Origin of the sequence: Paraburkholderia nemoris (assembly GCF_905221015.1) — a bacterium.
Lineage (GTDB): Bacteria > Pseudomonadota > Gammaproteobacteria > Burkholderiales > Burkholderiaceae > Paraburkholderia > Paraburkholderia nemoris.
The window spans coordinates 68,812-91,837 of sequence record NZ_CAJNBO010000014.1 but is presented as its reverse complement, the minus strand read 5'-3'; the positions used below and the strand labels follow the sequence as shown (position 1 = coordinate 91,837).

General features: G+C 62.4%; 17 protein-coding genes. 7 read left to right on the top strand and 10 right to left on the bottom strand.

Translation table 11 applies throughout. The features are described 5' to 3' along the window. Positions 1-34 precede the first annotated feature (34 nt). Positions 35-1,414 carry a hypothetical protein gene (locus tag KHO33_RS42640; RefSeq protein ID WP_211629226.1) on the top strand — a complete coding sequence of 460 codons (1,380 nt, stop codon included), beginning with the start codon at positions 35-37 and terminating at the stop codon, positions 1,412-1,414. Between the two features lie 739 nt (positions 1,415-2,153). Beyond that, complete coding sequence (locus tag KHO33_RS22230) at positions 2,154-2,711, top strand: SDR family oxidoreductase (protein ID WP_200567252.1); 558 nt, start codon at positions 2,154-2,156, stop codon at positions 2,709-2,711. Positions 2,712-2,735: 24 nt separating this feature from the next. Here the strand turns inward: KHO33_RS22230 and KHO33_RS22225 are convergent, their stop codons facing one another. Beyond that, a complete protein-coding gene (locus KHO33_RS22225) occupies positions 2,736-3,722 on the bottom strand; it encodes a zinc-dependent alcohol dehydrogenase family protein (RefSeq protein WP_054043644.1) in 987 nt (328 codons plus the stop codon). Positions 3,723-4,144: 422 nt separating this feature from the next. Between KHO33_RS22225 and KHO33_RS22220 the strand changes: the two genes are divergently transcribed. Together KHO33_RS22220 and KHO33_RS22215 are read left to right on the top strand one after the other, a co-directional pair. Continuing rightward, positions 4,145-5,533 carry an FAD-binding oxidoreductase gene (locus KHO33_RS22220; protein WP_200567253.1) on the top strand — a complete coding sequence of 463 codons (1,389 nt, stop codon included), beginning with the start codon at positions 4,145-4,147 and terminating at the stop codon, positions 5,531-5,533. A gap of 219 nt (positions 5,534-5,752) precedes the next feature. Next, a complete protein-coding gene (locus tag KHO33_RS22215; RefSeq protein ID WP_054043642.1) occupies positions 5,753-6,343 on the top strand; it encodes a BPSL1445 family SYLF domain-containing lipoprotein in 591 nt (196 codons plus the stop codon). Between the two features lie 257 nt (positions 6,344-6,600). Here the strand turns inward: KHO33_RS22215 and KHO33_RS22210 are convergent, their stop codons facing one another. Both KHO33_RS22210 and KHO33_RS22205 read right to left on the bottom strand, forming a co-directional pair. Further along, positions 6,601-8,160, bottom strand: coding sequence for a methyl-accepting chemotaxis protein (locus KHO33_RS22210; RefSeq protein WP_200567254.1), 1,560 nt, complete (start codon positions 8,158-8,160; stop codon positions 6,601-6,603). Positions 8,161-8,344: 184 nt separating this feature from the next. Continuing rightward, positions 8,345-8,884: a YbaK/EbsC family protein gene (locus KHO33_RS22205; protein ID WP_054040400.1), complete on the bottom strand. Its 540-nt coding sequence runs from the start codon at positions 8,882-8,884 to the stop codon at positions 8,345-8,347. 225 nt (positions 8,885-9,109) lie between these two features. On the opposite strand from KHO33_RS22205, the gene KHO33_RS22200 reads away from it, so the two are divergent. Continuing rightward, positions 9,110-10,420 carry a YihY/virulence factor BrkB family protein gene (locus KHO33_RS22200; protein WP_200567255.1) on the top strand — a complete coding sequence of 437 codons (1,311 nt, stop codon included), beginning with the start codon at positions 9,110-9,112 and terminating at the stop codon, positions 10,418-10,420. Between the two features lie 453 nt (positions 10,421-10,873). Continuing rightward, complete coding sequence (locus KHO33_RS22195) at positions 10,874-12,046, top strand: porin (RefSeq protein ID WP_200567256.1); 1,173 nt, start codon at positions 10,874-10,876, stop codon at positions 12,044-12,046. 340 nt (positions 12,047-12,386) lie between these two features. Here KHO33_RS22195 and KHO33_RS22190 read toward each other — a convergent pair whose 3' ends face one another. From KHO33_RS22190 to KHO33_RS22160, 7 genes are all read right to left on the bottom strand, one after another. Beyond that, a complete protein-coding gene (locus KHO33_RS22190; protein WP_054040399.1) occupies positions 12,387-13,259 on the bottom strand; it encodes a proteasome-type protease in 873 nt (290 codons plus the stop codon). 245 nt (positions 13,260-13,504) lie between these two features. Next, a complete protein-coding gene (locus KHO33_RS22185) occupies positions 13,505-14,332 on the bottom strand; it encodes a transglutaminase family protein (RefSeq protein ID WP_054040398.1) in 828 nt (275 codons plus the stop codon). A gap of 13 nt (positions 14,333-14,345) precedes the next feature. Then, the gene (locus KHO33_RS22180) at positions 14,346-15,296 is read right to left on the bottom strand and encodes an alpha-E domain-containing protein (RefSeq protein WP_054040396.1); all 951 of its coding nucleotides are present in this window, start codon (positions 15,294-15,296) and stop codon (positions 14,346-14,348) included. 173 nt (positions 15,297-15,469) lie between these two features. Further along, entirely contained in the window at positions 15,470-16,879 is a 1,410-nt protein-coding gene (locus KHO33_RS22175) for a circularly permuted type 2 ATP-grasp protein (protein ID WP_054040394.1), read from the bottom strand. 413 nt (positions 16,880-17,292) lie between these two features. Beyond that, complete coding sequence (locus KHO33_RS22170) at positions 17,293-17,745, bottom strand: HU family DNA-binding protein (protein ID WP_007177969.1); 453 nt, start codon at positions 17,743-17,745, stop codon at positions 17,293-17,295. 472 nt (positions 17,746-18,217) lie between these two features. Continuing rightward, the gene (gene pdxR, locus KHO33_RS22165) at positions 18,218-19,696 is read right to left on the bottom strand and encodes a MocR-like pyridoxine biosynthesis transcription factor PdxR (RefSeq protein WP_200567257.1); all 1,479 of its coding nucleotides are present in this window, start codon (positions 19,694-19,696) and stop codon (positions 18,218-18,220) included. Between the two features lie 191 nt (positions 19,697-19,887). Further along, a complete protein-coding gene (locus KHO33_RS22160; protein WP_200567291.1) occupies positions 19,888-21,429 on the bottom strand; it encodes a peptide MFS transporter in 1,542 nt (513 codons plus the stop codon). 945 nt (positions 21,430-22,374) lie between these two features. On the opposite strand from KHO33_RS22160, the gene KHO33_RS22155 reads away from it, so the two are divergent. After that, complete coding sequence (locus tag KHO33_RS22155) at positions 22,375-22,947, top strand: cupin domain-containing protein (RefSeq protein ID WP_054040392.1); 573 nt, start codon at positions 22,375-22,377, stop codon at positions 22,945-22,947. Positions 22,948-23,026 lie beyond the last annotated feature (79 nt).

The following is a 23,026-nucleotide window of genomic DNA, read 5'->3' as shown; positions in this document are numbered from 1 at the left end:
CTAAGGATTGCAAGATGCGTTAGTGGCCGTGGCCGTGGCCGCCGCCGTAACCGCCACCTTGGCCGCCACCGCCGCCGAAGCCGCCGCCATGGCCCTGGCCGCTGCTGCCTTTGCCGCCGTCGCCGTGACCGCCGTCGCCCTTGCCGCCGTCTCCATGGCCACCGTTGCCATGACCGCCGTCACCGTGGCCACCATCTCCATGACCACCGTCGCCTTTGCCGCCGTCTCCGTGGCCACCGTTGCCATGACCGCCGTCACCGTGGCCACCATCTCCATGACCACCGTCGCCGTGGCCACCATCACCATGGCCGCCATCTCCGTGACCACCGCTACCATGACCGCCGTCTCCATGGCCACCGTCACCATGACCACCATCGCCGTGGCCGCCATCGCCGTGGCCACCGTCACCGTGACCGCCATCTCCGTGACCACCGCTACCGTGACCGCCGTCTCCATGGCCACCGTCACCATGACCGCCATCGCCGTGGCCACCATCGCCATGGCCACCGTCACCATGACCGCCATCGCCGTGGCCGCCGTCGCCGTGGCCACCATCACCATGGCCGCCATCTCCGTGACCACCATCGCCGTGGCCGCCGTCGCCATGGCCACCGTCGCCATGGCCACCGTCACCATGACCGCCATCGCCGTGGCCGCCGTCGCCGTGGCCACCATCACCATGGCCGCCATCTCCGTGACCACCGCTACCGTGACCGCCGTCGCCATGGCCACCGTCGCCGTGGCCGCCATCACCATGGCCGCCATCTCCGTGACCACCATCGCCGTGGCCGCCGTCACCATGGCCACCATCTCCGTGACCGCCATCGCCATGGCCGCCGTCACCATGGCCACCATCACCATGGCCGCCATCGCCATGGCCGCCATCTCCGTGGCCGCCGTCACCATTTCCGCCAGTTCCACCACTGCCTGTCCCGCCACTGCCTGTCCCACCACCACCCGTCCCACCACTGCCCGTCCCACCACTGCCCGTCCCGCCACCACCCGTCCCGCCACCACCCGTTCCACCACCACCCGTCCCGCCACCACCCGTCCCGCCACCACCCGTTCCACCACCACCCGTCCCGCCACCACCCGTCCCGCCACCACCCGTCCCGCCACCACCCGTCCCGCCACCACCCGTTCCACCACCACCCGTCCCACCACCACCCGTCCCACCCTTCCCCCCACCACCGCTCCCCGCACTCCCGGCACCGAGTCCCAACGCGCCGGACGTCGAGCCGCCTCCGCTACCGTTAGCGCCCACTCCGGTCGACGAAGTCCCACTGCCATTGCTGTTCTGCGAGCCCGAAGCCGATGTCGACCCCAGCCCCCCAGCGGCAGCCGCGGCCACTCCACTCCCACCAAACGCCCGCAATCCACCGTCGTCCTTCTTGCAGCCGAGCGTGTCGAATAACGGACAATCGATCGGCAATGCTTGCGCAACCATCAGCTTCGTCGAACTTGCGGACGGCGCCACAGGTGCAGCCGGATTCGTTTGAGCACCCGCCATCGCCGCATAAAGACCCACAGCAATTGCCAATACCGCTTTGCTTGTCCCCAACGTCCGCATGTCCCCGTTTTGCTTTTTCATTTCTTTCTCCTAATCATACAAATCAAAAAACAGATCCAGATAAAACGTGAATCTCTGTTCGCTGTTAAAAAATGAAACTTCAAAGCCCAGTCGACATTGCCTCGCGCCGCACGAAAAACGCGCGACGCCCGGCATCTCATCCGCAGATAGTCCCAGTCCGATTTGACGTGATCCGGGAGAAGCGACTGGCTGTGCGCGAACAAAGGCTTGAAAAGAGCACAGCAGGGGCCCGATGGAGATTGAAGTTATGCGGAGCGCCATCCAATGACCGTGCGCTACCCCACGCAATGCGAGATTGCCGGCCTGTTTCCGATTAATTGCGCAGCACGACTGTCAAATATCGTTAATTACCGTTTCTTAAAAACGTCGGAAAATCTCATCTCTAGATACGCAGTCCAAACTATTATTTTTACTTCACTTCCGGATCGCTTCATCAGATGATTCGAACTGACGCAAACAAACTATTTACCCAGGCGTGAGCAGTTTCGGCGGAGAAGCGAGCGAGAAAACGGAATCAGGCGACAATAGGCAGATCGCAACCTCATCGGCAACAGGAAGAGAAATGCTTTTATCCGAACAATGGGTGCTGGTAACGGGCGGCGCTCGCGGACTCGGCGCCGCGATCACACGCGCACTGGTACGCGAAGGCGCCGGCGTCGTGGTGAATTACCGCAAGAGCGAAACGCTGGCTCACGCGCTGCGGGACGAATTCGGCGATCGTGTCCTGCCGATCCAGGCGGACGTGACCGATGCGGCCGCGGTCGCGCGCCTGTTCGAAACGGCGCAGGCACAAACCGGGCAGCCCATCGTGTCGGTGGTCAACAATGCGCTGGCCGACTTTCAGTTCGACGGCGACGCCCGCCCGAAAATCGACTCAATCGACTGGGCGCGTTTCCAGCAGCAATTGGACGGCTCACTCAAGGGCGCGCTCAATGCGATGCAAGCGGCCGCCGCGGGCATGCGCTCGCGCGGCTTCGACCTGATCGCCAGTTCGACACCGGTAAGGCGTGTCACGACGCCTGAAGAGTTCGCCGACGCCGTGCTGTTCTTCCTGTCGCCGTGGGCGCGTGCAGTCGCGGGTCAAAATCTGATCGTGGACGGCGGACTCGTGAAGGGTTAATCCAAAAGCGCAGCAACGTTCCGCTCAGCCCACCTCGACCACAACCTTGCCTCGCGCGCTACCATCAACCAGTGCTTCATAAGCAAGCTGCGCGGTGCCCAGATCAAAGCGCCGCGCGTCGAGGCGCGGCGCGAGCCTGTTTTCTTCAGCAAGCCGCGCCGCCACACGCAGCATCTCACCGTGATGCGCGCGGCCTTTTCCCGAAAGCAACGCATGGAGCGTGAACACGCCCGAGTAGGTGGCTTCGCGAAACGACAGCGGTGCTAGCACATGCGTGCCCCAGCCGAGCGCGCTCACCACATGGCCGAAATGCCTCACGGCGGCAAACGATGCGTCGAGCGTCGCTCCGCCGACCGTATCGACAACCAGGTCGAAACCCACGCCATCCGTCGCAGACTGGACATATTGTTCGACCGACTGTGCACGGTAGTCGATCGGCCTGGCACCGAGCGCCTCCACCACGCTGCGGTCGCGCTCGCTCACTGTCGTAAAGACCTTCGCATCCAGCGCGAGCGCCAACTGCACTGAGACGTACCCGACACCACCCGCCCCGCCGTGCACGAGCACCGTTTGCCCTGCCTGCAGATGCGCACGATCGACAATGCCCGAGTACGCCGTGATGAAAGCAAGCGGCAGCGCAGCGGCTTCGCGCATCGAGAGATTGGACGGTTTCAAGGCCAGCAGATCCGCATCAACCGATGCGTATTGCGCCAGTGACCCTTGCAGGCCACCCACGCCACCGGTCATTCCGTACACCTGATCACCCGCCTTGAGCCTCTCGACACCCGCACCCACCGCCTCGACGACGCCGGCCATGTCGATCCCCAGCACCGCCGGCAATGGATGTTTCGCGTGCCCGGCGGCGCCGGCGCGGATCTTGGTGTCGAGCGGATTCAGGCCGCTCGCGGCGATTCGCACCAGCACCTCACCGCGCGCAGGCTCAGGGCGCGGTAGCTCGGTCAGTTCGAGCGGGCCGTTGTGCTGCCTGAGAACAAGAGCTTGCATGGACATCACGCCTCCCCAGCGATTGGTCGTAAACGAGTCGATACGGGCATATTCCTCCGTGCGAAACCGCATGTAAATCGACTCCTCCGCACGGCACGCAAACGAAAGGGCCACCGCTTGTCCACAAAAGTGTCGCCGCGCAGCCACCACCGCGGCGCGCAACCAACACTTCCTCTCGCGGTCTTTTCCCGGAGCATTTGCACCATACGCAGCAGTCGTGACAGCCATGACTCGTGCCGCGGCGCGCGAACACTTGCCGCACGTGCCTTCCCGCGGTGTCGATCGTGGACGCGGGTTTACCTTCGTTTGACTTACCGAAGCAGGACCGTTTACTGGACGCAACTCGAACCTGTCCAGACGCTTTCAATTTGCTTTGTTCAGCTGATTGGTGTCCCGAAAGCGTCTCCTATTATGTCTGGAGGTATGTCATGGTAAGCGTGTCCAGCAGCGCCGCTGAAGAACTCAAAGCCGCGATCCGAGGCGAACTGTTGCGGCCCGGCGAAGCGGGTTTCGACGAGGCCCGCAGCATCTGGAATGCAATGATCGACCGGCATCCGGCGCTGATTCTGCGCTGCGCCGGCGTCGCCGACGTGCGCCGCGGCGTAGCATTCGCGCGCGACAATAATCTGCCGCTGGCTGTGCATAGCGGCGGCCATAACATCGCCGGCACCGCACTCTGCGACGACGGCCTCGTGATCGATCTGTCGCAGATGAAATCCGTATTCATCGATCCGGTCGCGAAGCGCGCGTATGTCGAGCCTGGCGCTACGCTCGCCGATTTCGACCACGAAGCGCAAGCATTCGGACTCGCCACGCCGCTTGGCATCAACTCGACCACCGGCGTGGCAGGTCTGACGCTAGGTGGCGGGTTCGGCTGGCTGAGCCGCCGATACGGCATGACCGTCGACAATCTGATTTCAGCAGACGTAGTCACCGCCGACGGCGAGTTGCTGCACGCAAGCGCGGACTCGCACGACGATCTGTTCTGGGCGATTCGCGGTGGCGGCGGCAATTTCGGCGTCGTGACGCGCTTCGAGTTTGCGCTGCATCCGGTCGGGCCGCTCGTGTACGGCGGCCTCGTCGTGCTGCCGATCGATCAGGCGAAAAATGCCCTGCTCCAATATCGTACGGCTGCGGAACAGATGCCGGAGGAGCTGAGCGTATGGGCCGTTCTACGGCTTGCGCCGCCGCTGCCGTTCCTGCCGCCCGAAGTGCATGGCAAACCGGTCATCGTATTCGCGATGTGCTACTCGGGCCCCATCGAAAACGGGCCGTCCGTGGTGGAGGCCGTACGCGGCTTCGGCACGCCGGTCGGCGAACATCTCGGGCCGATGCCGTACGCCATGTGGCAACAGGCGTTCGATCCCCTGCTCACGCCGGGCGCTCGTAACTACTGGAAGTCGCACAATCTCGACAAAATATCGGACGGTCTCATCGACGCGCTGCTCGATGCGATCGGCAAGCTGCCGTCACCGCAATGCGAAATCTTCTTCGGCCAGATCGGCGCGCAGACGAGCCGGGTGCCGGTCGAAGCCACGGCCTATTCCAGCCGCGACACGAAATATGCAATGAACGTGCACGGCCGTTGGGACGACGCAAGCGATGACGAGCGCTGCGTTGCCTGGGCTCGCGCTTTCTTCGACGCAGCCGCACCGTTCGCGCTAGGCAGCGTGTACGTCAACTTCATGACGCAGGAGGAAGGCGGCCGCATCGCGGACGCGTATGGGCCGAACTACGCGCGTCTCGCCACCGTGAAGAACCGCTACGATCCGCACAATCTGTTCCGCCACAATCAAAATATCCGCCCGGCGGCGTAGGGATCGAGGAGGAGGTTGAGGGGCGACGCGGCGTTGAACACCGTGAAGCTCCTCGCGAACGTCAGCGCATGACGGTTGTCTATACACAGGCTGCGGCGTCAGGCACGCTAAATGCTGATTAGCAGGCGTACGGGCTGCAGACGTACGCGTGTGCCGGCGTCACGGCACTCACTGTCAGACAAGAAAACACAATCTTCACTACGCACCTGGAGAACAATTATGCGCAGACGACATTTCATCATGACCACGAGCGCCGCTTTGGCTACGGCGGGTCTTGGCCTCGCCGGCTGCACGACCACGTCGCCATCCTCGAGCGCGTCGCCGTCGGCGAACGCCGGCAAGCGCGACACGATCAACGCCGGCGTCGATTCCACCTTGTCGCGTCTCTATGCGAACGTCACCGGCTCGCGTGAACTGGTCGCCAAGGCGCGCGGCGTGCTCGTGTTCCCGTCGGTGATTTCCGCGGGCTTCTGGGTTGGCGGGCAATACGGCGAAGGGGCGTTGCGCGTCGGCGGACGCACAACGGGCTACTACAGCACCGTCGCGGGCTCGTTCGGTTTGCAGATCGGCGCGCAGTCCAAAGCACTGGTGTTCCTGTTCATGACGCAGGAGGCGCTGGACAAATTCCTCAGCAGCCAGGGTTGGGCAGCAGGGGCCGATGCAACGGTCGCCGTCCTGAAGGTCGGTGCGAATGGCGCTGTCGATACGTCGACCGCCACCAGCCCGGTCGAAGCGTTTGTGCTGACGAACGGCGGTTTGATGGCCGGTGTGTCGCTCGAAGGCACCAAGGTCTCGCGTCTGATCATCTGAGCGCGCGCTCGTTAGTGCAGTATCAGGCGCTGTCATGCAGCGGGTTGCGTGACGCCTCCATCAGGCGGCGTCACGCGCACCAGGATCACAGCGCTGCTCGTATCACCAGTCATCACCAGTCAGCCTCACCAGTCATATTGACCAGGTCGCGGTAAAACTCACCCGTTTTACAATTCCGCCTGGCCACCGTGTCACCTTGTCCACGGCATTCAGTCTCTACCTCGTGCCTCGTGTGCCCTCGTGTTCCCCCGCGCTGTTCACGCCCCTTCCGGCAGCGTGAACACGGCAATCGCAGCCGCGAGTTGCCCGGTCTGTGCTTTCAGGACGTCGGCCGACGCGCTGGCCTCTTCCACCAATGCAGCGTTCTGCTGGGTCGTTTGATCCATGCTCGCCACCGCAATGTTGACCTGCTCGATGCCCGAGCTTTGCTCGACCGACGCCGCGCTGATCTCGCCCATGATGTCGGTCACGCGGCGCACCGCATGCACCACTTCCTGCATCGTTTCACCGGCCCGGCCCACGTACTGCGAGCCGCCTTCGATCTGCGCGGCCGATTCTTCGATCAGCGTCTTGATCTCCTTGGCCGCCGCCGCGCTGCGCTGCGCGAGGCTGCGCACTTCGCCGGCCACCACCGCAAAGCCGCGCCCTTCCTCACCGGCGCGCGCCGCTTCGACGGCCGCGTTCAAGGCAAGAATGTTGGTCTGAAATGCGATCCCCTCGATCACGCCAATGATGTCGCCGATCCGGTGCGATGACTGCGAGATGCCTCGCATCGTCTCGACCACCTGGCCCACCACTTCACCGCCGCGCGCCGCCGTCTCCGAGGCGTTGTGCGCCAGTTGACTGGCCTGCTTGGCGTTGTCGGCATTCTGCTTCACGGTCGCGGTAATCTGCTCCATGCTGGAAGCGGTTTCGCCGAGCGCGGTTGCCTGCTGTTCCGTGCGGCGCGACAGGTCCGCGTTGCCGGCGGCGATCTCGTTGGACACCGTCGAAATCAGCGTTGCGCCGCTGCGAATCTGCATGATCGCCTGCGCGAGTCGATGCTGCATGCGCTGCATCGCGGCGAGCAGGCTAACGTTGTCGCCGGCTTTCGTCTCGACGACCACATCGAGGTCGCCATCGGCGATACGTGAAGCGATCTGCGCTGCGTAAGCCGGTTCACCGCCGAGTTGCCGCAAGATGCTGCGCAGGATCACACCGATCACGAGCCCCACCACCAGACACAGAATCAGCGCGGCGCCGACGTACTGCATGAGGGTGGTGTAAAACACGGCGTCGATGTCGTCGGTGAACACACCGGTGACGATGGTCCAGTCCCATGGCTTGTAGAGCCGCACGTAGTTGATCTTCGGCGCCATCTGATTGGAGCCCGGCTTCAGGAACTGCAGGTGAATGAAGCCTTCGCCTTCGCGCTGGGCGAGATCCGAGCCGTCCTTGAACACGTGACGGCCTTGCGGGTCCGTGAAGCCACTCATGTCCTTGCCTTCGAGATCGGCCCGCACGCCGTGCATCAGCACTCTTGCATGCGCGTCCTCGAGCACGAGGTAGCCGCCGGCGCCGTCGTAGCGCATCGCGCGCAGGTCGGCCATGGCCGTGCGTTGCGCGTCGGCGAGCGGCATCGTGCCGGCCGCGACGAGGCCGTTATAGCGATCCAGCACGCTGTAGGCCACGCTCACTACGCTTTTCAGCTCGGCCTGCCGGTTGGCGATCATCGTGTCGCGCGTTTTGAACGCGCCCCACAGGCCAATGGCCAGAATTCCCATGCACATTACCGCTAGCGCGAGCCAAAGCCGCACTTTCAGGCGAAAGCGTTCCATCTCCGTATTCCTTTCTACTTATAGTCGGGCGCCGCGCGGACGGACACCGTAACTGTTCATGTCAATCTTCGGAATAACGGCGGAGCGGGGGAAAACTTCAGCGTTTGATTGATGCCTGCGTGCGTCGACCGATGGGGTTGAGCGTGACTGGTGCTGCTTGCCGGGGCTGCGGCGCCCCGAACCTTCACTCGGCCGGCAGCGCAAGCGAGGCAACTTCACAGCGCGGCCACTGCTTCAGCACCTCGGGCGCCAACAGCAACTTGGCCGCCCGCACCCCTGCCCCCATCACGATCTGAGCACGCTCCATGACCGCGGCATCGACGAGAACGCGCCAGTCTTCCGGCAAGCCGAAGGCCGTAATTCCGCCAAACTCCATCCCGCTATGCTCCACGGCGGCTTCCCGTTTGGCGAACGAAAGGCGCTGCGCGCCCAGCGCCGCCTTTACCGCGCCATTGATGTCCAGACGCAGCGACCCCAGCGAGACCAGCGCCGCGTAATGCTCGGCGCCCTCCTTCTTGTAGCGGACCACGATCGTGTTGGCGCAGTCTTCAAGGCCGAAGCCGTAGCGCGCGCTGAATTCGACGGTGTCCGAAGCGTCGTCGCTGACGGCAAATACGGTCACGCCCTGGGCCGGCAGATTCTCGACGACATGCGCGGGCAAATGCGCGCCCAGTTGTTCCGCGGGGATGATATCCAGTTGCTTGACGAGTTCGTGCGAGTGCATAGCGATAAAAGTGTGAAGGTCCATCGGCATTCTAACGGCACACACGCTTGCGGCGTATCACGCGCATGGGCATGAAGCGCTTGTTATAGTGACAGGCACAAGGTTTGCGAAAGGCGTCGATGTGGAGGCTGTCAATGCTCGCATTGAGGCGAGCTCAGCGGCACGCACGCGGCGCTTCTCTGCTTCTCTGCTTCTCGCGCCAGTACCCCCTTGAGAAACACGACCATGGACATCGACACGCTCTCCGCCGAGAACCTCCAACTGGTAGCGCGCAGGCAGGCCAATTGGGCAATCGGCGCCTTCAAACAGTTTGCCGACGACCGCTGCGCGGCCATGGCCGCCAGCATCGCCTTCTATGCGGCCTTCTCGCTCGCGCCCACGCTGGTCATGGTGATCGCCGTGGCAGGCTGGTTCTTCGGCGCCGCCGCCGCGCGCGGCGAACTGTTCACCCACATTCACGGCCTGCTCGGCGACCAGGCCGCCGCGGGCGTGCAAACGATCGTCGAGAACGCTCATCACAGCGGCAGCGCCGGCGGTATCGCGGCAATCATTTCGTTCTCGATGCTGGCGATCGGCGCCTCGGCTACCTTCTCATCGCTCAATAGCGCGCTCAATCTGGTGTGGCCGTATACCGGGCCGCGCTCGTCGAGCGTGATTGCGATGGTGCGCGTGCGGCTGATTTCGTTCGGCCTCGTGCTCGGCGTCGCCTTCCTGCTGATCGTCTCGCTGGTGCTCGATACGGTCATCACATTTATCGGCAAATGGCTGTGGGGCAACTCGCCGTATGTGATGATCGGCAACCTGCTGCAACTCGGCGTCGGCCTGCTGGTGCTGGCCTTTGCGTTTGCCGGACTGCTGAAGTTTCTGCCGGACGCCAAGGTGCAGTGGCGCGATGCGTTCGTCGGCGGGGTCGTCGCGGCTGTGCTGTTCTCGGCGGGCAAGAAACTGTTCGCGCTGTATATCGCGCATGCCGGGATGGCGAGCTCGTTCGGCGCGGCCGGTTCGCTGGCCGTGCTGCTGATGTGGCTGTACTTCTCGGCCGCCGTGCTGCTGCTCGGTGCGGAGTTTTCGGCGGCGCGCGGGCGCATGCACGATCCGCGCGGCGGCTGGGGCATGCAGGAAGACTCGCCGCCGGGCAGCCGCGCCATGCTTGCTTCGGTGCTGGCGGCATCGACGGTATCGGCCGATGCTGTCCCTCACGTGGACAACCGCGAAACCGCCGCTGCCGGGCTTGCGCCAGCAACCGGAGCGGCTGCCGCCGCGGCGCGTGCCGCAGCAACGCCAGCGTCAGCTCTACCACTGCGGGAACCGCGCAAAAAGACTTCAGCGCGGGCAACCGCGGTCAAGATCGGCCGCACTGTCGTCCTTGCCGAAGCGCAAGCGACACATGCCGCCGCGGTCACATTGGTCGAAGCGGGCCGCACGGCCGCAGCCGCTGATCGTTACGTCAAACGGCATCCGTGGACTTCGGTGTTGTTTGCGGCAGCGGCCGGACTGGCCGCCGCGGCTGTGGCGCGCCGCAGCGGGGGACGATAACGTCCGTAGCGCGTGAAGAATGAAGCGGGCGGCGGCCCACGACCACACACTTCCGCGTCGAATCTGCCCCAAGGGTTGCAACCGCAGCGGTTGCGGCCTGCCCACAACGCATAAATTCTGTCTAGCGCGTCCGTCAAGCGAAACCCGGCTCCGTTTTTATATGGATACTGCAAAGCGGCGAGAACAGCTAGACGACTAGATTACAAAGGCCATTCAAACAAGTGTCTAAATTGAGGGTGGCAAGGCCTTCACTGTCAACAAAACAACAATAATGCGCGGTCAACCAATCAATATTGCGGAAATAGCAACAATCGTTAACGGGCTTTAAATACAAGGCTTTGCGTCGTTTGTCGGTTTTTGGAGACACTCTTTTTTTTCCGGTTCTTGCCGGTTGAGGCAGTGAGCTATTCTCCTTTCCGCAACAACAAACTAATCATCTGCGTGGAGAAATGGATGAAACGAGTCGCACTGTCTACCCTCTCGCTGGCGCTTCTGGGCGTCACCGGCATGGCGCATGCTCAAAGCAGCGTTACCCTTTACGGTTTGATCGACGAGTCGATCCAGTACGTTCATAACACGACGGCCACTCCCGGCGGTGCGAACAAAAATCTGGTCGCGATGTACGCCGGCAACCTGCAAGGCGATCGTTTTGGCCTGAAGGGCACGGAAGACCTCGGCGGTGGCCTGAAGGCAATCTTCCAGTTGGAAAACGGCTTTGACGTGAACACCGGCAAGCTGGGTCAAGGCAACCGTATGTTCGGTCGCCAAGCCTACGTCGGCCTGACGGGCGATCAGTGGGGTATGGTCACGCTGGGTCGTCAGTACGACCCGGTGGTCGACCTGGTTCAGGGGCTGACGGCTGACAACTACTTCGGTTCCACCTTCACCACACCGGGCGACGTCGACAACAACGACAACTCTTCGCGCACGAACAGCGCCGTCAAGTACACCTCGCCGGTGTGGGGCGGCTTCCAGTTCGAAGGTATGTACGCTCTGGGCGGCGTGGCTGGCTCGACGGGTTCGGGTCAAACGTGGTCGGCCGCTGCAACGTATGCAACGGGTCCGTTCAGCGTCGCTGCAGGCTACTTCCGCGCCGACAACTCGAACGCGACGGCTACGCGCACGTCCTGGAGCACCACGGCCACGTCGGACGCCACGTTCGACAGCCAGGTCAACTCGGCCTACGCAGGAGCGAAGTCGATCGGTATCGCTTCGGTCGCAGCGCAATACGTGACAGGCCCGTTCACGGTCAACCTGCGCTACAGCAATGCACAATACAAGCCGGATGCGAATTCGGGCTTCGGTTCGACCGAGAAGTTCAACGTCGGCGGCGTGTACTTTGGCTACCAGGCAACGCCGGCTATGCTGGTGGGCGTGGGCTACATCTACACGAAGGGTACGGGCGACACGAGCGCAACGTATAACCAGGTTTCCCTGGGCGGCGACTACAACCTGTCGAAGCGCACGGACATCTACCTGGTCGGCGCATGGCAACACGCAAGCGGCCAACAACGTACCTCGCCCACCTCGGTGGTCCCGGCTGTTGCATCGATCGGTTCGTACGGCAACAACTCGGCTTCCAACTCGCAAGAAATGGTTAGCCTGGGCATCCGCCACAAGTTCTAATCGAACTTGAGCAACTGCTGAAGCAACATGCAGTTGAAAATCAGCCACGGGCGCAAGCCGGTGGCTGGTTTTTTTTCGTCTGCTGGTTCTGGCGCATGCGCGCGAACCCTGGCATACGCAAAACACGTAGCGGATAGACGGACAACCGCGCACGCGCCGCACGTCCATCGTGATCCACTGAACGGACGATGCAACAGAAAAGGCCGCCAGCAAGCCCCTAGCAGGCTCGTGACGACTTTGATGTGATGCGCACAGCCGTTTTTACACAACGCACAATCCGTACGATCCAGATGCCGGCTGCAGTCCCTAGTGTGGCCAGCCTACCCTCAACTGAAACCGCCTAGCGCCGCTGGGCCTTGCCCTTTTCCGCCTGCGCCAATGTCTGCGCCGGCTTCGCATCGAGCTCATGCTCCACACCGTCCGCCCCCACCGGCGCGCGATGCAGCACCAATGCACGCTCGCGCTGCAGCAGCGGCACATCGGGCGATTCCTGCCAGTCCGGATCGGGAATCTCGCCAAATACCTGACGCAGCCGCTCGCCCCACGTGCGGTGAATCATCTCGAAGTACGCGTTGTCGTGATCGATCGAGACAAAGCGCGTGACATGCAGCGAATCTTTCTCGTACACCAGCAGATCCAGTGGCAACCCGACCGAGAGATTCGAACGCAGCGTCGAATCCATCGAAATCAGTGCGCACTTGGCCGCTTCGTCGAGCGGCGTGGACGGCGTCAGCACGCGATCGATGATTGGCTTGCCGTACTTGGCCTCGCCGATCTGGAAATACGGATTCACGGCCGACGCTTCGATGAAATTCCCCGCCGCGTAGATCATGAACAGGCGCGGCCGGTTGCCGGCGATCTGGCCACCGAGAATAAAGCTGCAATTGAATTCGACGCCGAATTCCTGCAACGCATCGGCTTCGCGCTGATGCACGCGGCGGACCGCGCGGCCAATCACGCGAGCCGCGTCGGCCATGGTCGGCGCGCTCCAGAGCGTGGGCTGCGAAGGATCGACGGGCTCGGACAGCTCGTGCAGCACCGCTTGCGTGAGCGACAGGTTGCCGGCGCCCAGCAGCACAAGCATGCGTTCGCCTGGCTGCTCGAACACCGACATCTTGCGCGCGGTGCTGATGTGATCGACGCCCGCATTGGTGCGCGTGTCCGACAGGAACACGAGCCCGTCGTCGACGGACATCGCTACACAGTAAGTCATAAGGAAAAGTACCCGCAAAAAACGACTGAACGGCGCTATTGTAATGCGGCGCGCATGCGCCTTAGCCCGTTTTACGGCCGCCGCGCGCCGAATCTGAATGGCTATGCGGGCTGACGCTCACTTAAACGCCTCGCGAGCCCTTCCGGCGAGCTGTCATGTGACGTGATCACCGAGGCGGCCGCGGGCGGCCTGTCATGCAGCCCCGGCATCCTGTCGAGTCGACCATCAGTCCCCGCCCCGCCATGCTATTGCGGCATCTGCCCGCTGACCGTGACGGACACCTTCAACTGCTCCTCCAGCCCACCGATCCGCCGGCCGCGCACCGGTGCGGCGGCTTCGTAGTCGCGCGCCACGGCGAGCCGGCAATAGATCTCGCTGGCAAACGCGGCATGCGTGACGTCGACGGAAATCCAGCCCTTGCCGTCGAGCCACACGTCGACCCATGCATGGCTCGCGCCGTGGTCCGCCCCAAGGGGACTTACTCCGCCGCTCACGTCGCCGGGTTCGATGTAGCCGCTCACGTAACGCGCCGGGATGCCGCGCGCGCGGCAGCAGGCCAGCATCAGATGCGCGTGGTCCTGGCACACGCCGTTGCCGAGCGCGAGCGCCTGGGCGGCCGTGCTGGTGACTTCGGTGATGCCGGTGTTGTACTTCACGCGCTGCACGATCTGTTCCGCCAACTCGATCAGATTGCCGGAAGTCGCCAGGCTCGGCACCGATGCGGCCAGCTCCCGGACTGCCGCATCGGCCTCGGTGAGACGCGTCGAGCAGGTGAAATGCTCGAGCGGAATCGGGCCGACCGCGTCGGGCAATTGACCATCTTTCAGTGCAATCGTGTCCACTTCGCCCGCTACGTGCAGACGAATCTCGCTGTGCGGCTTGTTGATGACGAGCGTATGCAGCACATTGCCGTAGGCGTCGAAGGTGGCGTCGAGCTTGCCGGGCGCATCGATGCTCCAGCGCCGCACCACCTGCGAGGCGCCGCTTGCCGGCGTCAGACGCAGTTGCTGGATCGAATAATGGACAGTCGCTTCGTAGCGATAGGACGTGTCGTGGCGGATCGTCAGGTACATAAAAAGAACTCCGTCAGGCGACTGGCAACATCAGATAGGTACGCGCAACCAGATTGCCGAGCTCGAACACGCGAGCAAGGAACTGTGTCAGATAGGCGTGCAGGCCGGCTTCGAAAATCTGCCGGATGTCGGAATACACCAGTTCGGCGCGCAGCTTGCCGGCGAACCGCTCGCACTGGTTCGAGCCGGGCGTGCGGAGCATCGCCAGATTCGTGCAGACGCCTTCGAGCGAAGCCAGCAGCGAGCGCGGCATCTGCTGGTTCAGGATCATCAATTCGACCACCCGCGCCGGCGTGACGACATCGCGATACACCTTGCGATAAATCTCCAGCGCCGACACCGAACTGAGAATCGAGGTCCAGTAGTAAAAGTCTTCGAGCTGGCGCGCGGCATCGCGTGAATTCGGCTCGACGTCGGCAAAGCGCACGTCGAGAATCCGCGCGGTGTTGTCGGCGCGTTCGAGGAAGGTGCCGAGTTGCGTGAAGAAGAACGCGTCGTCCTGCAACGCGGTGCCGATCGTCACGCCGCGCGACAGATGCGAGCGGAACTTCACCCACTCGAATAGCGCGCCCGGATTGCTCACCGCCTGACCAGACTGGCTGCGTTCGTTGAATTCGAGCCAGGTGTCGTTGATGGTTTCCCACCATTCGGTCGTCAACGTGCCGCGCACGGCGCGGGCGTTTTCGCGCGCGGCCTGCAAACACGAGTGAATGCTCGACGGATTGTTTGCATCAGCCACCATGAAATCGAGCACATGTTCGCGGGTCGGTTCATCGTAGCGCTGCGCGAAGGCGCTTTCGAGCTCGGAAATGCGCAGCACCGAGCGTTGTGCGCGCGCCTCCTGTTCGGGCGTTTGCGGCAGCAGCAACGCCTTCAGGTTGATGTCGAGCATGCGGGCGGTGTTCTCCGCGCGCTCCATGTAGCGGGCCATCCAGAAGAGGTGATCGGCGGTTCGGCTTAGCATGACGGCGTTCCGTATCTGATGACGCGAGACCCTGGTAAAAGTAAAAAGGCTCGCGCTGGTTATCCGTGTGCACCGGCGGCGGTTCGACTACTTCGCCGGCACGTTGGGTTGCGGGTGCGGTTGCATGAATTGCTGAACAAACGCCAGCATGAGCAACCGCATTGGCAACCGCGTCAGTCGACCATCCACGTATCTTTGGTCCCGCCTCCCTGCGACGAATTCACGACGAGGGAGCCCTCCTGCAGCGCCACGCGCGTCAGACCACCCGCGCACATCGTTACGCTCTTGCCCGACAGCACGAAGGGCCGCAAGTCGATATGGCGCGGCGCGATGCCGGATTCGACAAACGTCGGACATGCCGACAACGCGAGCGTAGGCTGCGCGATATAACCCGCGGGCCGCGCAATCAGGCGCTCCCGGAACGATTCGATTTCGGCTTTCGTCGACGCCGGTCCCACCAGCATTCCGTAGCCGCCCGCACCGTGCACTTCCTTCACGACCAGCTCGGGCAGATGCGCGAGCGTGTACGCGAGATCGTCGGCCTTGCGGCACTGGAACGTGGGGACGTTGTTGAGAATCGGCTTCTCGCCGAGGTAAAACTCGATCATTTCCGGCACGTACGGGTAGATCGATTTGTCGTCGGCGATACCGGTGCCCATGGCGTTCGCCAACGCGACACGTCCGGCTCGATAGGCGGTCAGCAGACCCGGCACGCCCAGCGCCGAATCGTTGCGAAAAGCGAGCGGATCGAGAAAATCGTCGTCGACGCGGCGATAGATCACGTCGACGCGCTTCGGTCCCTGCGTGGTGCGCATGAACACATAGTTGTCGTCGACAAACAGATCCTTGCCTTCCACCAGTTCGACACCCATCTGTTGCGCGAGGAAGGTGTGCTCGAAATACGCTGAGTTGTACATGCCCGGCGTGAGCACCACCACGACCGGATCGTCGACGCCTTCGGGCGCCACCGAGCGCAGGGTGTCGAGCAGCAGATCGGGATAATGCGCGACCGGCGCAATGCGGTTCTGCACGAACAGCTCGGGGAAAAGCCGCATCATCATCTTGCGGTTTTCCAACATATAGGACACGCCCGACGGCACCCGCAGGTTGTCTTCGAGCACGTAGAACTCGCCTTCGTCGCCTGCGCGCACCACGTCGACGCCGGCGATATGCGCGTAAACACCGAGCGGCACGTTGACGCCCTGCATTTCAGGCCGGTATTGCGCGTTGGTATAGACCTGTTCGGCCGGCACGATCCCGGCACGCACGATGTTGCGATCGTGATAGACGTCGTGGATAAACAGATTGAGCGCCTGCACCCGCTGGCGTAAACCGGCTTCCAGCGTCTGCCATTCGCTGCGCGGAATGATGCGTGGAATCAGATCGAAGGGAATCAGCCGCTCGGTGCCGGACAAATCGCCGTTCACCGCGAAGGTGATACCGACCCGGCGGAACAGCAGGTCGGCTTCCGCACGCTTGCGTGCAATCGCCTCATTGCCCTGCTTTACCAGCCACCGCTCAAAGCGCGCGTAGTGTGGCCGCACGGCATCGTCATGATGACGCATCTCGTCATAGCATCGCATGTCACGCCCCGCTCTTGTTGTCGGATAGAAGGCGAATGCGCTGCGCATTCGGTGTTCGACAATCGTTCAAGCAAGCGCTATGCCATTGAGCTCTTCGCGTGCCAAATACAGTGCATGCACGCCAACAGCGCATCCCGACCGGCATGGCTTCGCTGCCATCGTACTGCGGCGGCTCATGATGCGCTAGTACGGTGCATAAGCGGCACCTTGGCGGGCAGCGGCGAGTTCGCCAAACCACGGCAGGCGCGCATAAAAAATCCCCGTGGATTCGCATCCACGGGGATTCGGACAACTCGCACTGCGGGTCGGCTTAAACGTTAACGAGAGTTAAAAGCGGAGGGCTAAAAGCCCACGGTTAAAAACGCACCGTTAAACCACCACGCTCAAAACCCGCGGCAACGCATGAAGCGCGATCAGCCTGCTGCTGCGTCTTTCAGCTTCTTCAGCGGACGTGCCTTGATGCGCACGCTAGCCGGCTTGGCCGGGAACCAACGCTCTTCACCCGAGAACGGGTCTTTGCCGAAGCGCTTCTTCTTCGCCGGCACAGCTTGCACGACGATCTTCAGAAGACCCGACAGCGTGAATTCGCCAGCGCCCTTCTTGTGCACAGCGCCGAGGATCGTGTCTTCGAGCGCGGCCAGAACGGCCTTGGCGGTCTTCGGTTCCACAGCAGCGCGTTCAGCAACGTGTGCAGCCAGCGAGGCCTTCGTGAAGGTGTCCTTGATCGGCGACGGAGCGCTGGACGCCTTCACGGCGACCTTCTTAGCTGCGACGGCTTTCTTCGCAGGGACTTTCTTTGCAGCAACCTTCTTGGTCGGTACCGGGGCAGCAGCCTTCTTGGCCACCTTTTTTGCGGAAGTCGGCATGTTTCTCCTACCTGTAGTGGTCAGTGAATTGCACGAAGCGCGCACGGTATGTGCACGCTTCAACGCCGGATTCTACAAGCGCTAATACGATTTGCGCGAATCTTTTGTGTATAACAGCGAAGGTTTGTTGCGCGGCGCAGACTGCGCAACACATTTTGATCCTTGTTTTAGCGGGTAAACGTGCGTCGGCAAGCCTCGGACTGGTCTGCAACACGAACACGTAACGTGCGTTACAAGTCATTTCGATGCCTGAATAGAGGCACTTTCGGCACCGGGCGATCGTCGACGGATATCAGCTCGATGCCAAAACCAAGGCTCGCCGACACGTTCGCCACGCCGATTCACGCGACGGAAAAAACACGCCCCCTGCAGCGAAAGTCTCTGCAGGGGGCGGCTAACGTTGTTCTGCGACAGAAAATCGCAGGCGGTTTCAAGGATCGGCTTAAGTAATATTCGAGCGAGCTTTGGGTCGTCAGCGGGTGAGGCGCGGCAGGATGTCCGCGAGCCTGGTAAGCGCCGCGTCGATATGTTCGACAGCGATGCTGCCGTAACCCAACATCAAGCCGGGCTGCGGCTTCGCACGCTGATAAAACGGCGCGAGTCCATACAAACCGATCGACGCTTCTCGCGCGGCGCTCACTAACGCCTCCTCGGTCAACGGCGCCTTCAGCCACGTCGCCATGTGGATGCCGGCGGTCGGCACGATCGGTTCGAACCACGGCGCGAGGTCGCCCTGCAAGTGCTTCAGCAGCATCGCGCGGCGCGCTGCATAGGTCTTGTGCATGCGCCGCAGATGCTTGGCGAAGTCACCGTTGAGCATAAAGGTCGCGAGCGCGGTTTGCGTGAGGGTGCAGCCGTGACAGTCGGCAATCTGGCGAGCCTTGAGAAGCGGAGCATAAAGGGAGGCCGGCGGCACCACGTAGCCGACCCGCAGTTCCGGAAAAATCGTTTTCGAGAACGTGCCCACGTAGGCAACCAGACCGGCGCGGTCGAGACTTTTCAGCGGCTCCATCGGCCGGCCTTCGAAACGGTACTCGCAGTCGTAGTCGTCTTCGATGATCACGGCGCCGCGTTTCTGCGCCCATTCGAGCAACTCGACGCGCCGCTCCAGACTCATCGGCATGCCGAGCGGGAACTGATGCGACGGCGTCACGTAGACGAGCCTCGCCTTGTCCGGGAGCTTGCTTACGATCAGGCCTTCGGCGTCCACCGGCACCGGCACCACGCGTGCGCCCGTGGCCGTGAAGCATGCCTGAACCGGCGGATAGCCAGGGTCTTCGAGCGCCGCGATCTCGCCAGGCCGCAATGTGATGCGCGCGATCAGATCGAGCGCGTGCTGCGCGCCTTGCGTGACGATCACGTCGTCCCAGTTGCTCGCGACCGCCCGGTTGAACGCCAGGTAGCGCGAGATCGCGAGGCGCAGTTCCTGTTCGCCGGCCACGTCGCGATACGTGCCTGGGCCACGCGCCTGCACACGCAATGCGTGGTTCACGCAGCGGCGCCAGACGTCGAAGGGGAACAGCGATTTGTCAGTCGCGCCGCCGACGAAATCCTGCGGCGAGGCCACCGTGGGCCGCGGCAACGGCAACGTCTCGGGCATTTCCTCCCACAGCGGCTGGGCGCGCGCCGCGGTTTTCTGTTTCGCCTTCGCCCGCTCGCGCGCCGACTCGGCCGCCCGTGCATGCGACGAGCGCTCCGCCGGCAGACGCTCCAGACCATCGGCGACGAAGGTGCCCGCCCCGGCTCGCGCACTCAGATAGCCTTCAGAGAGCAGGCGTTCGAACACGTCGAGCGTCGTCTTGCGCGAGACGCCCAGTTGCGTGGCGAGATCGCGCGTGGAAGGCAAACGCGTGCCGCCGGCGAGGCGCCCTTCGAGTATGCCGGCACGCAACTGCCGGTAGATCTGTCCGGACAGATCGTGGCGCCCGTCGACCGCGATATGGATATCCATCCGAGTGGTTACCTTAAATATCCGAGAAATGCTTGTTCTGAAAGGCCAATAGCGATCGTAAGCTTACCTCCTTCGCCGCCATCGGAGCAGAAACGTACCGGACATCTACGATAAGGAACCGCGCATAAAACGCAAAATGGCGCGCCTCTGTAATACGAGGCGCGCCATTTTTGTTGTACTACCGGGAGCGATTACTCCGCCACTGCCCCATTCAATGCAGCCGTTTGCCGCGCATTTTCACGCGCTTCATCGCCGCAACGCTGATGCTCACGCGAGAGCTTGCGCATCAGCGGCAACAGCAGCACCGCGATCAGCGCGCCCAACGCCGCAAGCCAACCCAGGCCGTTAAACAACTTGGTGTACAACGGCAGCGATTCGAGCGGATCGAGATTGCCCGCCGGCATCTGTGCGAAATTCGCCACCACGCTGCCCAGATACTGCGACACACCGGTCGCCACGAAGTAAGCGCCCATCATGAAACCGCTCATCCGCGCCGGCACGTAGCGCGCGATCATCGCGAGGCCGAGGCCGCTCACCAGCAGTTCGCCGAGCGAATACAAACCGTAGCCGCCCACCATGAACCACGACGACACGCGGCCGTTCACCGCGTAGTTACCGCTCGCCGCATAGACGAAGAAGCCGGCCGCCACCACCGTGAAGCCGAACGCATACTTCACCGCCACCGGCACGTCCTTGCCGCTTTTCGCGAGCTTCGTGTAGAGCAGCGCGAGCACCGGGCTCAGCAACATGATCCAGATCGGATTGAGCGCCTGGAACTGCGCGGCGCTCCACGTGAACCACGTCTGGCCGAACAGGATGAAACGCGGATCGACGTTGCGCAGCGCAAACAGCGTGAGCGACGTCGACATCTGCACGTAGAACACGAAAAACAGGATCACCTGCGCGGTCAGGATCAACGCCGCCACCAGACCCGAGCGTTCCGAGCGTTCGCACTTCAGCAGCATGTAGCCGAAGATCGCCAGAATCGCGACGCCCGCCGTGTACACGCAGGCCACCGCAATCGCCTTGTGCTGCAGCACGAACATCGTGACCGCGCCGAGCACGATACCGCCCAGCGCAACCGCGCCGACGCGCTTCCAGCGGATCGGTTCGGCGTCCGGCGCGGAGCCGATATGCGCGAGCGTGCGGAACATGACGAAGTAGTTCAGCACCGACAACAGCATGCCGGCGCAGCAAACCGCGAATGCCGTATGCCAGCCCCAATGGTCCTTGATCCACGGCGTTGCAAGCATCGACACCGTCGAGCCGATATTGACCGCCATGTAATAGATCGTGAATGCGCTGTCGATGCGCGCGTCGTCGCCTTCATAAATGCGGCGCACGAGGTTCGCGGCGTTCGCCTTGAAGAGGCCGTTGCCCACCACGATCACGCCGAGCGACGCGTACATGTAGCTCAATTGCTCATTAGGCAACGCCAGCATCAGATAGCCGGCCGCCAGCACGCCGGCGCCGAAGATCATCGTGCGCCGCGCGCCGAGAATCTTGTCGCCGATCCAGCCGCCGATCGACGGCGATGCGTACACCAGCGCCGTAAACGCGCCCCACGTGAGAGTGGCATGGCTGTCGGTGAAGTTCAGCTTGTCGATCATGAACAGGACCAGCAGCGCGGCCATCCCGTAGTAGCCAAAGCGCTCCCACATCTCGATCAGAAAGACCGTCGAGAACGAACGGGTCTGCGAGACCGGTGCGTTGCGCGGATTGGACGAATTCATCATGTACCTCTTGTTCTTACGGTTGCGGCGGCGCATGGACTGGCCACGCGCCGCGAAAAACTGGATCTGGGAAAACGGTCGGCGAAGCCCACGCGACGCGGCACACGCATTTTCATAGGCATGTGCGCAGCCAACGGCGCGCTCATCTGCAAACCAGGCCGCAAAGTGAGGCGCCTATACCGGCAGAACCAGCAGAAAAACCAGGGAATGGGATGGAGGCCCGCCACGCGGGACGTCCCGAAGGAACTGCCCTTGGGGGACGCTGCGCCACATCGGGCTCGGGTTCCGGCACGCGGAACGGGCTCAATGATAAAGCATTGTGGGGAACAGCTATCCGGCGGGCGGCAGATGGCGGCCGCGCCAGGCGGCGGGCACACGGCCCGCGGCAAGAAAAATCGGTAGTGATAGTCATGTCCTCATGCCGGCGAGCGTTCTGATGGAACGTGCCGGACAATGCTCCGCCGCGCAGGATCGCTGCGTGCGGAATAAAAAACAGCGGCCGGCGTCGCGTCTGATACAAACACATGCGCCTATCCGCCAAGCGGGCCTGATTCTGCAAACAGAAATACCGTTCGTCACTCAGGGAATTCACTGATGCCACGCCAATTACCTGTTCTTACACGCCATATTCCATCGCTCCCCAGTCGGGCGTGGCTGAAAATAGTCTTTGATGTCATGCATTTAACGTCTCCTGATACTCAATCCGAATCAATGCCGACACCCTTATGCATACAGCAGTCTTTACCGCATCCGCTTTCAGTTTCTCGTCAATGACCGGTCAAAACGGCTGGCGCGGTTTTCGGTTCTGGCAACATAGAGCGTTGTCTCGAATTGCGGCCCCTTGCACGACCGGGCGCTGAACGGCCCGCCACCCCCGGCCTGGACCGCAATCAAACCATATTTACTTATATCAAACAAATTTTGACGGGCTAATTTCCTCCTGCTATGGTCACGACAATTCAAAAGAAGAATCCGGCACTCGAACTCGGCAGTAAGATCCGCGCGCTGCGGCAACGCCTCAAGCGCACGCTGGATGACACGGCAACAGCAGCGGGTATTTCCAAACCGTTTTTGTCGCAAGTCGAACGGGGTCTGGCGTCACCGTCCATCACTTCGCTGGCCGGGATTGCCCACGCACTCGGGGTGACGGTGCAGTATTTCGTCGACACGCCAAGCGAAGAACGCTCGGTGTGCCGCGGCGATCAGTTGAAGTTTTTCGGTTTTGCGGACTCGGCCAATCTGTTTGCACGGCTGACCAATCTGACGGGCGGCCGTCAGCTCGAAGCGATCCTCGTGAGGATGCCGCCCGGGCAGAAACGCTCCGAAGTCACCACGCATGCCGGGGAAGAATTTGTTTATGTGATCGACGGCGAAGTGTCGTTGACGCTGGAAGGCAAGACGTTCGTGTTGCACGCGGGAGACAGCGCGCATTACGAATCGACGGTGCCGCACAGCTGGGTGAATACCGCGCGCAAAGAGTCGGTAGTCGTCTGGGTGGGCACACCAAGACTGTTCTAAGAGGCAGGCACCTTTTCCGGTTGATCCGGCCAGGGTTTGCCTGCATTACGAAATGTAAGGAATCCTGCATGTCGCGCAA

Coding starts and splice junctions, on each gene's coding strand:
- KHO33_RS22230 (WP_200567252.1), top strand. CDS start 2,154: ATGCTTTTATCCGAACAATGGGTGCTGGTAACGGGCGGCGCTCGCGGA.
- KHO33_RS22225 (WP_054043644.1), bottom strand. CDS start 3,722: ATGTCCATGCAAGCTCTTGTTCTCAGGCAGCACAACGGCCCGCTCGAA.
- KHO33_RS22220 (WP_200567253.1), top strand. CDS start 4,145: ATGGTAAGCGTGTCCAGCAGCGCCGCTGAAGAACTCAAAGCCGCGATC.
- KHO33_RS22215 (WP_054043642.1), top strand. CDS start 5,753: ATGCGCAGACGACATTTCATCATGACCACGAGCGCCGCTTTGGCTACG.
- KHO33_RS22210 (WP_200567254.1), bottom strand. CDS start 8,160: ATGGAACGCTTTCGCCTGAAAGTGCGGCTTTGGCTCGCGCTAGCGGTA.
- KHO33_RS22205 (WP_054040400.1), bottom strand. CDS start 8,884: ATGCACTCGCACGAACTCGTCAAGCAACTGGATATCATCCCCGCGGAA.
- KHO33_RS22200 (WP_200567255.1), top strand. CDS start 9,110: ATGGACATCGACACGCTCTCCGCCGAGAACCTCCAACTGGTAGCGCGC.
- KHO33_RS22195 (WP_200567256.1), top strand. CDS start 10,874: ATGAAACGAGTCGCACTGTCTACCCTCTCGCTGGCGCTTCTGGGCGTC.
- KHO33_RS22190 (WP_054040399.1), bottom strand. CDS start 13,259: ATGACTTACTGTGTAGCGATGTCCGTCGACGACGGGCTCGTGTTCCTG.
- KHO33_RS22185 (WP_054040398.1), bottom strand. CDS start 14,332: ATGTACCTGACGATCCGCCACGACACGTCCTATCGCTACGAAGCGACT.
- KHO33_RS22180 (WP_054040396.1), bottom strand. CDS start 15,296: ATGCTAAGCCGAACCGCCGATCACCTCTTCTGGATGGCCCGCTACATG.
- KHO33_RS22175 (WP_054040394.1), bottom strand. CDS start 16,879: ATGCGATGCTATGACGAGATGCGTCATCATGACGATGCCGTGCGGCCA.
- KHO33_RS22170 (WP_007177969.1), bottom strand. CDS start 17,745: ATGCCGACTTCCGCAAAAAAGGTGGCCAAGAAGGCTGCTGCCCCGGTA.
- pdxR (WP_200567257.1), bottom strand. CDS start 19,696: ATGGATATCCATATCGCGGTCGACGGGCGCCACGATCTGTCCGGACAG.
- KHO33_RS22160 (WP_200567291.1), bottom strand. CDS start 21,429: ATGAATTCGTCCAATCCGCGCAACGCACCGGTCTCGCAGACCCGTTCG.
- KHO33_RS22155 (WP_054040392.1), top strand. CDS start 22,375: ATGGTCACGACAATTCAAAAGAAGAATCCGGCACTCGAACTCGGCAGT.